Annotated in this window: 8 protein-coding genes; all 8 read right to left on the minus strand. The window is 35.4% G+C overall.

Annotated features, from left to right (window positions below):
* Positions 1-47 precede the first annotated feature (47 nt).
* Positions 48-1,853, minus strand: coding sequence for a right-handed parallel beta-helix repeat-containing protein (locus tag SLW70_RS15880; protein ID WP_320889635.1), 1,806 nt, complete (start codon positions 1,851-1,853; stop codon positions 48-50).
* A gap of 25 nt (positions 1,854-1,878) precedes the next feature.
* Positions 1,879-3,354: a sulfatase gene (locus tag SLW70_RS15885; RefSeq protein ID WP_320889636.1), complete on the minus strand. Its 1,476-nt coding sequence runs from the start codon at positions 3,352-3,354 to the stop codon at positions 1,879-1,881.
* A 91-nt stretch (positions 3,355-3,445) separates the two neighbouring features.
* Positions 3,446-5,086 (minus strand): T9SS type A sorting domain-containing protein, encoded by a 1,641-nt coding sequence (locus SLW70_RS15890; RefSeq protein WP_320889637.1) that lies wholly within the window; start codon positions 5,084-5,086, stop codon positions 3,446-3,448.
* A gap of 487 nt (positions 5,087-5,573) precedes the next feature.
* Positions 5,574-6,890, minus strand: a complete 1,317-nt coding sequence (locus tag SLW70_RS15895) for a hypothetical protein (RefSeq protein ID WP_320889638.1) — start codon at positions 6,888-6,890, stop codon at positions 5,574-5,576.
* A gap of 13 nt (positions 6,891-6,903) precedes the next feature.
* Positions 6,904-8,472, minus strand: coding sequence for a sulfatase-like hydrolase/transferase (locus SLW70_RS15900; protein ID WP_320889639.1), 1,569 nt, complete (start codon positions 8,470-8,472; stop codon positions 6,904-6,906).
* Between the two features lie 4 nt (positions 8,473-8,476).
* Complete coding sequence (locus SLW70_RS15905; RefSeq protein ID WP_320889640.1) at positions 8,477-9,865, minus strand: hypothetical protein; 1,389 nt, start codon at positions 9,863-9,865, stop codon at positions 8,477-8,479.
* A gap of 169 nt (positions 9,866-10,034) precedes the next feature.
* Complete coding sequence (locus tag SLW70_RS15910) at positions 10,035-12,854, minus strand: hypothetical protein (RefSeq protein ID WP_320889641.1); 2,820 nt, start codon at positions 12,852-12,854, stop codon at positions 10,035-10,037.
* A gap of 407 nt (positions 12,855-13,261) precedes the next feature.
* Complete coding sequence (locus tag SLW70_RS15915; protein ID WP_320889642.1) at positions 13,262-15,550, minus strand: beta-galactosidase; 2,289 nt, start codon at positions 15,548-15,550, stop codon at positions 13,262-13,264.
* Positions 15,551-15,718: the final 168 nt, after the last annotated feature.

Here is a 15,718-nt window from a genome sequence, read left to right on the forward strand (position 1 = left end):
AATAATTTATAAGTCTATTACTTGATGAAATCATTAGTAAATAGTTTTTAAAACCCTTTATTCCCTTTTACTTTTAAGTTCTTTTTTGATTTTTCATCGGCGACAACGGTTTTCTTTGCATCCCCAGTATAAGTGTTTTTAGAGATTTCTACATTGTTACAATTAATTAAATCAAATAGTGGTGCTTCAGGATAAAGCTCCTTTGCCTCCTTTGTTTTTGTGATTTTATTTCCTGTAATAGTCAGTCCATCTACTCTATCTGCCCAAATGATGCGGTTTCCAAAAGTTTCAATGGTGTTGTTTTCAAAACGAATGTTGCGATCAAATAAGGCCGTATCGTCAAAAATTTTCCCTAATCGTGGGGTTACATACAAAATAGCAGCTTCACCACCACCATAAGCACAATGCACAAAACGGTTGTTGCGAATGGTTACATCATTGACAGCACCCGATTCGAACCAAAAATAATTATCCCCACGCAACTGAATGGCAGACATCATAGAAGAAAAATCATTGTTTTCAATCACAATTTTCAATGGCGTTTTGATGATCACATTTCTAGCACGATGGTCGTTTATGGTACAATCACGCATGGTAAAAACGGGATTCCAGGTTTTATTTTCAAGATTATCGCCAATTTTAAGGTTGGTTGGCAAATTATTTTCGAAAGCGATTTGAATAAATCGGTCGTTGATGGTGTTTACTGAACTTACTGTATTTACTGATGCTCTATCAGGACTTGGTTGTTGGATAAACCACATTTCATCTCCTTTTCCTGCAAATTCAAATCCTAATTGTTCAAAATGTTTTAGCTCAACAACAACTGTTTTAGTATCTATAATTTTATTGATTTCTACATAAGTTCCGTGTACATTGGTACCATCATCCAACATGTGTTGGAATTTGCAATTTTCGATCAAAATATCTCCTTTACAATTGCAAAAATGAGTAGCATCGGCAATAGTAGAAACCACTCTGTCAGAACCGGGACGAACAAATACACCGCATTTAGAGATGACAATATCTTCAGATCTTTCAAACAAAAAACCCATACCAAGTGCATGATGAATAGTAATTCCTTCAAAAAGGATATTTTGCGAATTCATAGTTTGAAAAGCAGGAGCGTAACGGTTTTGCTCACTTTCTCCTTTTGAATTTAAAACATTACCCACCTCTGGTGTGTATCTTTTTAATTTTTCATAAATTCTTAAAATTCCATTCGGTCTTTTTTCTACTCTACGCGGCCGACTTCTAAGGTCAAATGCACCATGAGCCACGCGTTTTAATTTTGGATCAAAGGCTAAAGTACTGCCCATTTCAAAAAAAGAAAACCCATCAATATCTGGAAATGAAATTTGTTCGCCATCTAATTTCCACGAAAACCCCTTTGTAAATGGTTTTATTTCGATCCAATCCTCGGCTTTGTTTACAGCAGTTACTTCTCCTTGAAACAAAAAAGGAATATCCCAATCTATAGTCAAATTTTTGGCTGTTACTTTTTTGCAATTTTTAATTTGAAAAGGCGCCACTTGACCGTGAAAAATAAGTTCAGCACCATTGCCTTCAATTTCTACTGAATCATAATTTTCTAAAAGAAAAATGATTTTCTTAAGTCCGTTTCCGTGATTGGTAATGTAACTGTATTTGTTTTGAGCATAGTCAGGTAGAAAAAGGTATTTTCCTTTTTCGAATACAATTTTAAGGTCCTTATCTGTATTCTTCTCAATAGCGTTTCTGACAATAGTTGTCATATCGCCTGCTTGATGTTTGATTTCGATTACCGCCTTAGCTGATGATTGTACGGATACAAACAACAATCCAACAGCCATTAATTTTAAAAATAAATGATTCATTCTTCTTAATTATATATAGTCAATATTATAAATTCACACCTGTTCCTTGAAAACTACTATCGTGATCCCACATAATAATCCAAGGGTCTCTCGTATTTTTTTGAAATTCCTTTAAACTTGTTTTCATTGCTTCTAATGTAGAAGCATATTTTTTATTGGTAGCCAAGTTGTTTACCTCATCAGGATCGTTTTTCAAATCAAATAATTCAAATTCTGGATGGTGTAAATAATCCTGAACTTTACGTTTACCATAATGATCTACTTTATCTCTGTACACTTGTTGCCAAGTCGACGAAGCCCATAAATCAGATGCAAAAGGATATTCTAATGGGTAAGCGATATTCCAAATCAATTTGTAATCTCCTTTGCGCACTACGCGCATTGGGTAATACATGGTAATTTCGTGAAAAGTATGTGAGGCATTGATCTCATCCCAGCCTTTAGGATTTTGCTGGTCAATAATAGCGTTGAAAGAACGACCATGAAATTTGGTTTCTCTGGCGTTAACTCCAGCCATATCAAGAATAGTTGGTGTTAAATCCACCCACGAAATCATGGCGTTGTTTACATTTCCTTTTTTCGATTTAAAAGGATCTTTGATGATGCAAGGTAGTTTAATTCCGGGTTCATAAACCGTTGTTTTTGCGCCTGGAAAAGCCATTCCGTTATCCGAAATATAAAATACAATAGTGTTTTTATCTTTTCCTGTTGCTTTCAACATATCCATTAACTTTCCAAAACCTTGGTCAATACGAGAAATACTTTGGTAATATTGCGCAATTTCTTCTCTAGATTGTTGGGTATCGGGCAAAAAGGATGGCACTAAAACATCTTTAGGGTTATACACTCTGGTGGTCACCCCAGGAAATCCTTCTGGTTTGTTTCCAAAACTATTGGGAGCATCCCATCTGCTAGGATCAGTTGATTTTTCACGATGTGGATCATCTGTACAGAAATACAAAAAGAATGGTTTGTCTGATTTTAACACATCAGCACATTTCTCAGCCATTTCATAGGTGTTTCTTGGATTAGCCTTTAATTCTTCTTGAAAATGATATACTTTTTCAGGAGCTACATGGTACTTACCAATTCTAGCCGTTAAATATCCGTTTTCCTCTAATAAAACAGGCAATGACTTCACATCATCATAGGTACTAAAATGATGGTAATCGTGTACATGACCATAAGAACCTGTAGCGTGACCATATTTCCCTGATAAAATCACCGACCTACTGGCAGCACAACTAGCACTAGTGCAATACGCATTGGTAAATCGAGTTCCTTCGGCTGCTAATTTATCTAAATTAGGGGTTTGAATCACGGGGTTTCCGTAACAACCTAAAGCATCCATACCGTGATCATCAGCCACAAAAAGGATGATATTAGGTTTTGATTTACCCTTCTCATTTGCCTCTTTATTGGTTTTACATCCTGTAATTAGCAATAAAAAAACAACCATTAACAATACGATTAAACAAGATATTTTTACGTAGTACTTCATTTTATATTTCTTTTTTATTCTTTAAAAAGTAGCGTTCTATTTAAGCTTAAAATCGAACCTACCACTCTTCTATTTTACCCTTATATAAACTTTAATTAACTATTAATTTCTTTTTAACAACCTCTCCATTAGTCCATATTTTGAAGAAATAAACTCCTTTGGTCAACCCACTTAGATTCAATCGAATTGAGGTTTCATTATCAAATTCCGAATAAGATTTGACTAAAACCCCTGTAACATTGTACAACTCTAAATGGTTGATTCTATATTTCGAATTAATTGCTACAAAGTCTTTGGCTGGATTAGGAAACACGGCCAATTCAACTTCTTCCACTTCATTTTTCTGAACGGACAGAATGGAACAATCTACATTTTTACTGTCATTTTCATAAACCGTATTATTATAATAAGAAGTAAGACAAGGCTGAAAACCACTACTAGTAATAGGTCCATCAATTTGAGCAACATATTCACCTTCAACGATGTCAGGAATTGCCGTTTTTGAAGGAAGAGACAAATGTCCAATAGCCGCTGCCGATGGAATGATTCGTGCTTTATCAGTTTCAGCTGAAACCGTTAGCGTTGCCCACGGATATTGAGCTTGAACCGATTTTTCAACGTAATTATATTCTTGTACTAATCGCCCATATGCATTTAAACCAAATATTGCATGAACGTTTTTAATCACTACTGGACCTGAGAACCTACCTTTTTTAAATTTTACAGGATCCACTAAATTCCCATTAGTATCTTTTAATTCGGCATCAAAAAAACCTGCAGCCATCACCACCGCAAAAGCAGAAGAAGTCGATTTAATATTTTCCATATACACATCACCGTTTACACGTCCGTGTGGCGATAACATTACCGCAGCAAAACCATTTGTTTGACTAATATCGCTTGCTTTTATTCCTTTGATAACTCCGAATTCTTGTTCATTATCTGTACCTACATATTGGATATTAGAACCTGATTCCAAACGTAGAATCACACCACCATTTCCTGAAAGTTTTACAAAATTTACGTCTCTAGCGCTTTGAATTTGAATCAACCCATAACCATAGTGCTGGTCTTTCCCATAAATATTATGAACGTCACCTTTTGAAGGAGAGCCTACTACTTGATAATCTCTTAAGCCTGGATGAATCGAATTATCCGTACTCGTTTGCAGAATATAAGGATTCATGGTAATACCATTGAATTGCGTAAGCGCATCTTTAATATAGATATCTGAAAGCCAAAAATTAGTCACATTTGACAAAAAGATAGCTCTAACTTTACCGTTCATTCCAAATTCGGTTAAGTCAAATACAAATTTTTCAGCTATATCTTCATTCGGTTTGGTACGATCACTTTGGCTACAAAAAATTTTTACATTTTGTATTGCAGTCGCAGAATTTCCTATCTCAAATATGGCCACTTTAGTCAATGCAACATCCCCTTTGATAATGGAACCCTTGGCGATATCAATATGAACATTGGATTTCAAATAAACATTGGACAACTTGATATTTCCAGAAAGTTTTATGGTTCCACCTGTTGGTTGTGAACTAACATCATCAATTAAAGCTTGCAAGGCAGCTGTACCATCATTAAAATTATTTACGACTAATGTTCTTTCATAGTTCCCCACGACACCATCAAACTGAGGTGAAAATTGTGCAATAGCATCCATTCCGCTACACAGCAGTGCAAAAAGAATTATGCTAAATAATCTAATTTTCTGTTTCATTGTTTAACTTGGTGTTAGGCAAAAAATAGTGGTTATAACTCACTATTTTAAACTGAGTACTAAATTCAACAAATACTAGAAATTCTTTGTAGCTGTCCGTTATTAATGTGTCTTTGACAGTTTTTATCTTGAAATACAACAAACATTTGTCTTGTTTTCACTTTGTTTTAAGCTAGTTAAAGGATAACGTCTCAATGATTAAGGACTATCTCGATATTTGAAAAAAAGAAAAACATTCATAAAAAAAGAGCAAATGCTTCAGTTAAAAAACTGATGAATTTGCTCTATACTATCAAATAGGCCGTTAAATTTAAATCTGGATTAGACTTTGGATTCCAAGTTACTCAGCAGAAATGGACTCACACGGATTTTTTAAATTGTATTAAAACCATGAAATCTAAAAAAATCTTCTTAACCTGTCTTTCAATATAAAGTTGATGGCTTCTTACAAAAAATTACAACATCCTAATGTGACTCTGAGATAAAATTATTTCGCTTTTGGTTTGCGTAAAATTTTCTCTCTATGCATTATTTTTCCTTCTAAACTAATTTCTTTCAAAGCTGGGAATAGCGGTTGATAGCTTACAGCACTTGTATATATAGCAGCTACCGAAGGTCCTAACAGAGGCGCATTACTCGTAGGTAAACCTTGAGCATCAAATTCTACATTGACATCCATATTGTCAATCTTAAAATTAGGTTGACTGTATAAAGCATTCAATTCGGGATTTAAGTATTTCAAGTTTTTAAAAGGAAGCGTAGCGGTATCATCTGTAGCCACCATACTTATATTTTTAAATGACGAATTAGCCGCAAAAGTTCCTACTTGCTTTCGCTTAGATTCTTTGGCTACGAAACCTTCTACAATAAATGCGGTAAAAGCACTACCATAGGAAGCGGCGCCATCCACTGTTACTGTTCCATTTTCAACCGAATGGGGTTGCAATAATACCGTAGCAAAACCATTTTTATTAGTAACGTTAAACATTCGTAAGTCGGCTGTTCCAAGGTCGTATTTTCGGCCATTATGTGATTCAATTCTGCAGGTTACGCCACCTTCACAACTTAAATTTCTCAGGGTTATGTTTTGACCCACATTTAATTGTGCCAATCCGTAACCTACTGACCCACCTGTTAATCCCACATTCGTAACCGTCACTTTTTCGGGTCTATTAGCCGTAGTCGTTTTTCCTATTTTAACAGGGTTGAAGGCAATAGCAGCTCCTTTGGTTTGATGGTCTTCAATAGTCAAATTTTGGATTAAGACATTATACGCATACCCTATTTGCATCAGTCTGGTTATTTTTTTTCCATTTCTTTCTAATATGAATTTAGGTCGGCTAGAAATACTTCCTAAACCGATGAATTTAACATTCTCGACCCTAGGTTTATTGGGCTCATAACCAATATAAAATCCATCTTTCCCTTCTGGAATTTTGACAACAACACCAGGTGCAAAATTGATGCGAATATTCGATTTTAAATGTACACTACCAAAAACATAATTACCAGTAGCGATATTGATTGTTCCGCCTTTCGTCAATTCAGCTATAAGCTCATTCAAACGACTGCTATCATCTTTCCCATTACTATGGCTAAAGTTTTTTATAGGTCCAGGAGTATTTTCTGCTGTAGATCCTGCATCATTCGAATCGAATATTGGAGGAAATAAATCCATATCCGAAACATCAACATACGGCTGATTTACTGAAGATTTTAAGTCCTTAGCTTCTTGTAAAACTTGTGCTTGCCCTGCTTCAACAAAGCAGATAGACAGCAAAATTATTTGTACTAATTTTTTCATTTTATTCGTTATTTTATTTAGAAATAAGTTCGTCTAATGTAGCAGCCACTTTTTCGTTTTTATCTTTATTGTTTTTCATATAGCCTTTCAATTCAGTAGCTAATTTTTTAATCACAGCAGTATATTTTGGATCTTTGATAAAATTGATTCTTTCGGTAGCATCAGCTTTAATATCTAGCAACCAAGGCTCGTCTTTTTGAGCTAAAACTAATTTATATTGATCCGTAACTGCGGCATAAAACCCCAGCCTTACAAAAGTCACATCTTTCCAATTCGCTGGTTTTTTATTCAACAAAGGTGATAAATCACGTCCAGCGACCTTTGGGCAATCTACACCTAAAACTTTTAGGAATGTTGGCATCCAGTCGGTTGTATTTGCGGCTTCATTGATTACTTTTCCTCTCGGAATTAGAGGTGATTTTCCCGTTGCTCCTTGCGAAACAATAAAAGGAATTTTAGAAGATGCCTCGTGAATGGTTCCTTTGTTTACACGACCGTGCTCTCCTAGCAAATCTCCATGATCGGATGAAAAAACGATAATTGTATTTTCATACACCCCATCGTCTTTTAGTTTTTGAACCAAACGACCAATATTGTCATCAATCAATTTGACCATTCCAAAATACTGCTCAATTTCGTTTTTTAATTTGGCCTCATTTTTTGTCTTAGCGTCTGGTTTTTGCCAAGAAGGGAGGTCTGGATCTGTTTTGTTTTCATAAGCTGTTGTATATGTTCCTGGCAATTGCGTTACCGTTCCTTTATACATCGTATCATATGGAGCACGTACTACATCAGGTGTATGAGGATCAGGAATACTTACTACCAGATAAAACGGTTTGTTTTTATTCGCATCAATAAAATCCAAAGCTCTATCCGTCAAAAAGTCCGTGGTATGTTTTACATTTTTAGACTTGGCATCCTCAAATAAAGGTTGGCCATATTTGTCTTTTCCAATGAGTTTTACATTTTTACTTGCGGCGTATGGATTCCCATTCGCATCAATCCCTTTGTACTTATCATGTCCACCATTGAACATGAATCGTTTGTCCTGAAAACCATAGGTGTCTTCTGGTGTGCCTACAGGATAAGGCGACCACCACTCGTCATGGTCTTTATCTCCAGAAGCATCTCTGCTTTCTGCCAAATGCCATTTTCCAGCATAACCTGTCATATAACCCGCTTTTGACAATACATCGGCAATGGTGGTAACCTCTGGTTTTAAATATTTTCCATCTCCATTTTTATTCGAATTATTTGGAATCCCTAAGGTCACGGGATACATCCCTGTAAACATGGAACTACGCGAAGCCGAACAAACAGGTGCGCTGCAATACATGCGGTTAAAAATAGTTCCGTTCTTGGCCAAAGCATCTAAATTTGGGGTTTCAGGGAAGGCTTTTGCCCCCCACAACAAGCCTTGCTCTGGAGTTAATTGGTCTCTATAAGCACCAATGGTTCTGAAATTATGTTCATCAGTGATTATCCAAATTAAATTGGTTTTCTGATTTTTTTGAGCTTGTAAAGTAAAACTAGATACTAAAGCAACAAGCAGTAGTAATCCTAAAAATGATTTATTTTTCATTTCATTAGATTTGTTTTTTCTTCTTTTTCAACGGCTCATTAACTTCTTTACTTTGTTTATGTACGCCTTTATTTTTATCTTTTTTGTGTTCTAAACAATCACTATTCTCAGGCTTTTTCGTTTTTTCACAACCATTAATTGCCATACTTCTATACGTATAGTTTCCAGCACTTACAAAATCAGCATTAGTTTTGGTTATTTTTCCAACATTTACTTCGTAACAACCACCATCACTACCATTTTTACAACCACTTGCTAGGGTTGCATTGGTACGAATAACTCCAATAGAACGCCAAGATGTACTTTCAAAATCATCGTTTTGACATTTTAGTTCTAATTCTTTTCTTTCGGCACAATCAAAATAGATAAAGTCTTTGCTCTTGATTTGCGCTCCTTTTCCACCAGTAACTGTAATATCTCCTACATAAGAACGAGAATCAAAAATTCCGATATTGTCCACTCCTCCTTCTTTTTTATCCAAAAAACCAGCCGCTATTTGCACCGCAAAAGTCGAATTAACAGCCACTACACCTTCTACATCAAATCGTCCTTGATCGACTCTATGAGGTGAACAATTGAAAGCCGCATCACCGTATTGTACACGGATATTTCTTCCCACAATATCATCAACAGTCATCTCGTTTAACTTTCCTGTTTCACCACTACCCGTTTCTACGCGCATTGTTACACCGCCAATTCCTTCGAGGTTTTTACATAAAATAGATTTACCCGCCTGAATTTGGATGACACCATAGCCCACATGTGCATTGGTTAACAAAATATTTTTGACAATCCCTTTAAACGGAATTTCATTACGATCCCCACTATCCGCTAAATTCAAAACAATAACCGAAAATGGCGTGTACGAATCCATGATTTGAGCACCTGAAAACTTGAAGTTTCGCACGTTACTACCTTCAATCAATTTCATTCGATACTCGCCTTTTGGGAAATTTACCTGATACCAAGTTTTTTTATCTTCGTTATTTTCATCTGCATTAGTGATGGCTACATTTTCGACTAAAAATTCATTTCCTACATCAAAAATCACACTGCTCTTCTTTTTAGTATCCCCACTTAAATTGGGCTCAATGGTTACATCAGCATCAATTTTGATATGAATATTAGATTTTAGTTTGATATCGCTAAACGTGTAATTCCCTTTTTTAATTCGGATAATTCCACCACCTGATTTAGATACGGAACTTATCTTATCATTAAGCAATTCACTGTCGGTTTTGTCTTTTTTACCGGTTAATTTTATTTCGAATTCTTTATTGGGAATTCTATTGGTATAAAATCGGTCTTCATTAGCCGTTAATCGCTCTTGAGCAAAAGTTGTTGCTGTTGAAAGCAGAAGTACAAAAAGTACAATGGAAGTGGTTAATTTCATTTTAGTTATTTTTTTAGTTCGTTATGCTTATTTAGACCTTTAGCTTAAAATAAGGTTTAATTGATTATTTTAATTTAGTCTTATTTAAAATAATTCCAATTAACCAAACCTTAATCACAAATAAACCCACAAGGTCAAAAAAGACCTTGCAGGTAATCATCTATTTAATTTAAAAAGCCTTTTCTAATTCTACATCTATAAAACGGAAAGAACCTAAGGGTACAGGAATGGATGCAGTTGCATTTTTAGCCTCCCATTTTTCACCTGTCAAAATATCCGTGATTTTTACAGGTTTAATTCCGTTGAAACTAATATTGGCCAAGCGTTCGGCTGGATTGATGTATCCACTATCAATGATAGTTAAACGCAAATGTGTTGGCGCTGTTTGAGCTACCACCCAAGCCACCTCACCTGAAACGGTGATAGGCAACAACTTTGCACTGTCTTGAATGTCTTTTTCTACTCCTTTGTAATAGGTATTTGCAGGAAAACGTTCTTTGCCATCTGCTGATAAATAATCTTTTCCATCTGTGATGTACTCTTTGGTGATATTTTTATAGAAAGGATGCAAATGATCCGTTAGTTTTCCTCGAGGTTCATTGGTTTTAGCTAAGGCACCTTGTTGCGGAGGCACCACTAACACCATTCCATTTTTATAAGGCGCTAAAAAGTTCAATCTTCTGTCTGTAACTCCAGCTGCATATCTCGAAAAATCCCAAGGCGTAACTTGTGCCCCTGGCCAGCTTCCGTTCATTCTACTGAAAACGGCTGGATTTTCCTCTTCAAACTTTTTGTCGAAAAAAGTAGTGAATTTTACACTTCCCCCCTCTTGGATGTAATTAGCATCAGGTTCAGTCATCCCCAAATGAACTGGAGAAAAACTCAATATTTCTTCACTTTTTGGAACATACAAAGCTCCTTTAGCAATCAAGTCCCAAAGCACACTCATATAATCTTGATCTATTGGAAAATTGTCCAAATAAGTCGCTCCATACGAAATATGATACACTAACATTCGCAAATAATGGTTGGGAATAGTTTGGTACGAATGCTGGCGTTGACGGTCAAAACTCGTATTGTCTCTCACTGCACGTGAACCCCAACTATTTGTAGTTCCACTAGTCCAGATTCCTAAACGACCTGACAAACTTAACTCCATGGTTTTATCAGTCGTCTCTTCCATTGAAGGAACAAAAACATCAGCATATTTACCTGACATAAAGCCACTCCATTCCGGCTGGTAAATGGCTCCTAACCAAAAAATATTTTTGGTTCTCAAAAACAAATTGGTATTCTTTCCTTGCGAATATTTAGCCAATGGATAGATCAAATCATTCAATACAAATTCAAAAGCATCTGTATGATCTTGCAATTCAGGATAAATAAGCACTGTTTTTTTGCCCCCAGCGATATCAATTAACTTTTTAGTGGTTTCGATACTATAAAAATAAGGGTCGTTCCCATGACCTCCCCAAGTGGCTAAACCTGGACTATTAATGTATTCTTTCCCTAAAATATCCAGTACTTGTTGCTGCGTTAAATCGTATTTTTTTCGTTTATCACGTTTATTGCGGTACTTTTCATTTGGCATTGCTGCTCTATTCCAACTCTCTGGTGATTGCACTTGCGTCATGTGCTTACTATTCAAAAAAATCGGACTGTTGTAATACTTTTTAATATTATCAGAAACCGAGATTGCCAAAGGCGTTTTGAAACTTTCGGACATGAAATACACTGGCAATGGCTTACGTTCCCATGCCAATGGTTTAAACTTTTTGATGCTTTCTCTAACAGCATCGGTATTTTTTAGAATGGTTTGGATTTTCCCTGGAGGGTTCAGATTAATATATTCCTTTTTCCAATTAGAATCTTCAGTATTGATAATATGAATACAACTTCCGCCACTCTGGTCACTTGCCAAAATGATTTTGCCTGTCGTAGCGTCTTTCCAAATATCATTAAAAGAATGCTTAGACACTAAACTCTCCGACTTCTTCAAATCCATATTTTGATCAAAAAGCAAGATGCGGTCTCCAACTAGAGATAACAATTGGCTACTTTTACCCATTCCAATTTTTTCTCCTTGTACAACCAAATACCCTGTATTTAAGTCTTTAATTTTCAGATGTACCGTTTTGGTTTTACCTGTCATTGGGTTATAAATTCCGAAACTAGAATCTTTAGTGTTGGCAGAATTTCCTAAGAATATTTCCATCTGATTATCCTCATTAACATCCATCACTTTAAACTCTCCCATTGTTCTAGGAACAGCTACTTTATCTTTACGAAAAGGTTGGTCTTCCAGCGGTTTAAACAAGTAAATTGTCCCTGACGAACTCATATGATTATTACTTCCTAAAATAGCCAATACTTCAGTCCCATCAGCTTGCGGAATTGGACGAATAAAATTGGGGGTATGTGTATTGTTTTCTGGAACTTTAGATTCCATTTCTCCAAAATTTTTCTCCACTGAATACGATTTGGATTTCAATTGTTTTATCTCTTTTCCTTGGGCATTGAGGTAGTAAATACTCTTATCAAATCCTCCGCAAACGACATAAGGGACTTTATCTTTTTTGACTACACAAACGGCGTACATAGGCGTATCGTCTTTTTTGAATTGCCACAACAACTTCCCATCCGAATTTAAGCAGTACAAAGTTCCATCAGCATTTGCCGCTAGAATTTCGTCTTTACCATCACCTGAAATATCTTGACACCAAATGTCCTGATTCATAAATCCTGACAAGACATTTTTCCAAAGAATTTTACCTTCATACGAAATTCCTAAAAGCATTCCTTCGTAGCTACTCGCCACAACGTAGGATTGCTTTTTATCCAGTGCGGTACGCACCTTGGTAATGGTATAACCCGTTTCGATACTGAAAACACCTTTGGATGGGGGATTCTCTTTTGAATTAGCTTGAACATTCGAAACAACAAAAACACTCAAAAAGAGCATTGATAAGAATAGGGTTTTAGTCTTCATTTATAGTTTTTTAAAAAGTCTTTTTTTCATAATTAACACTTCAAAGTTACCCAAAGGTTACAATCAAGCTGTCTTCTTGCGTTAATGTTTTGTATCTGTTGATAATTCAAACGGATTTTTAAATCTAAAAACACATTGGAACACATAATTTAGAAATTTAACGGATAGGCATCGATTCTCCAATAACTATTTAGCATTTTCCTAACTCTACATTTCAAGAATTAGCACCAATTCTTTTACGGAAATATGTGGCAAAATATTTTTAGAAGCTAAGGTGAAATGCAGTTTAACCCATAAAAAAATGCCCGAAATAGTGTCTAACTTTTTGGGGCATGTTCATTCTCGGGCATTCTTTATTAATTTAAGGATAACTTCTCTTTACAAAGTAAAAATGAATTAATATTCGATTATTTTACCTCCAATAAATAAACAACATTAGGCGCCATTTTAAAATTTGACGACATTTTTTCTCCAGTTAGATAATTTGTTACCGAAGTTGGTGTTTTCCCGTTCGCCAAGGTTAAAGATAGACTTGCGGTATTTTTACCATAGTTGGCAATGTTTAAAAATTGCGCACCATTTTTACCCGCAAACACTCTCCAATCACAAGCTTTTTGATCCAAACCATTTGTTTCATCTACTTTTAGTAGCGGTAATTTATTCTTCATTTTCAAAAGATCAAATGCTTTGGTTTTCATTTCATCTAATGATTTTACCAAAATGATTTTTCCTTTGTTAGCGACTAAGGATTTTGTCAATGGCATACCATATTCATTCGTTTTCAAACTATTCTCATCCATGATAACCACTCCCCCGTTGTTAAGGTATTTTTGCAAGGCGCTCATATCTGATTCAGTCGCAATTGGTGTATCCGAAATCAAAATGGTTTCCCATGTTTTATTGTCGTTATTTTCAATAATACCTTGGGTTGCAAAACCAACAGGCGTACCTTCAAAAAACATTTTTTCGTATACTTTAAAAACATCTTCCATATGATGCTCCTTGTTTATAGAAGAAGCTTTGGTATAAAAAATACGAATTGGCTTTTCCTGACGCTGTAAGCCCATAATAATATCTGAAACCGAATTCAAATCGGCTACTGTGGCATGCACTTCATTTACTACTCTTGGCTGGTGGTTATTTGAAGCTGCATAGCCGTTTGAATCAAAATGTTCTCGACTTGAACCATCTTCTAAACGTGCCCAATACCATGTTTGGATAGCCGTTAAACCATGAACATAGGCTTGCCAATAATTACAACGCACATAGTCTTTGGTTTGATACAAATCACGGTATTTACCTGTGGAAAGAAAATGTCCTTCGGTATTGTACATAATTTTCTCTGGACTTATTGATTTATAAAAATCATAAGACATGCACATTTCTACCCAGTCAAAGTTATAATGCTTTTCCCATTCCTTTGGTTTTCCCCACATCCAAGGTCCACATGTACTGGCATCATTCCCGATTATCTCGCTATTACGAGTCAAAGCTTCCATATCAATTCCGTGGTCACGCTTGTTATCCGTCCATAAATTAGGCATCACTTTTATGTGGGTTTTAGCCGCTGGATCGTATTTTTTGACTTCATCTCTCAGAAACAAAAACCAATCAGTAACACGATCCATATTATAGCTGGCAAAATCAAACCATTGTGGCGTACCTTGCTGTGAAGTTTCTAACTCTCTTGGCACTACAATTGTATCAAAACTACTGAAATTAGTTTTCCATATTTTATTCAAAACCGCAATAGTACCATGTTTTTTTTCCAACCATTTTTTAAAATCTTTGGCTGCCAAATCAGAAATCGGACTTGAAGTCCAAGTTTTTTTGATAGTGTTCCAATGGGGTTCATTACACAACATATATCCTAATTTGGTATATTGTTTACCCGCCATCAAAGGGACAGTAGCAGCAATCAAATCCGATTGTATTTTACGACTTACTGGGTGATTGATATCATAAGCGGTATATTTTAGCCCTGGTCCATCGGCTATTTCGGGATATTCATTTTTAGCCCAAGTAGGAATCGCACTATGATTAAAAAAAACAAACCCCATAGAACCCTCGGGCTTAGTAGTAAGTTCCTTTATCTTTTGAGGATTAACCTTTCCTTTATTATCGACTACATAGGTAGGCGACAGAAAAAACCCATCTTGATTACCATGATAGTCTGTATATTTTTTACTATCAGGTTTCCAAGTCCAATCAGCAAGGAAAACGGGATTGCCTTTGTACGAAATCTGATCTTTTTCAATTTTGGTTTGTGTCCAATCTACATTTGAAGTAGGCAAGCGTTTTATTTTTCCGTTTAGCACATTTTCCAATTCTGTACGTGCATCATCGAGCATGATTGCCATTTCTTTTCGCTCAAATTCAGGCAACATTTTAGCATACTTCTCCGCTTCGTCTTTGTATTTCGTAACTAAACTAAAATGTTTGGTATTTTTAGCAATGTTTTGTTCATCCCAATGTGCATATTCCAAAAAGATTTCGGCTGTACGGATTGCTGTCTCTTCCTTTAGCGTGCTTATATTTTTGTTTTGTGCTTTTTTGATAGTGGTTTTCAGCTGATTTATTTTTTGCTGAACATCATTTTCTGTAGTTTGTGCTGTGGCTACCGCAATAAATATAAGATTGCAGAACAGCACTCTTAAAAGTGTAAATGATGTATTTAATTTCTTCCTATTTCTCATTTTTAAATATAAGTTTAGATAAAATAATGTAACTGGTAAATTTCTTTAATCGAACAAAAAACGATACTTATAAAATTATATGACTATCCGTTTCTAATACCAATTAAAAATTTTGTAACCTTACAATAAAAATAAAGTTGTTTTTATTACAAACCATTAAGAAATTAA

Source organism: Flavobacterium sp. NG2 (genome assembly GCF_034119845.1).
Taxonomy (GTDB): domain Bacteria; phylum Bacteroidota; class Bacteroidia; order Flavobacteriales; family Flavobacteriaceae; genus Flavobacterium.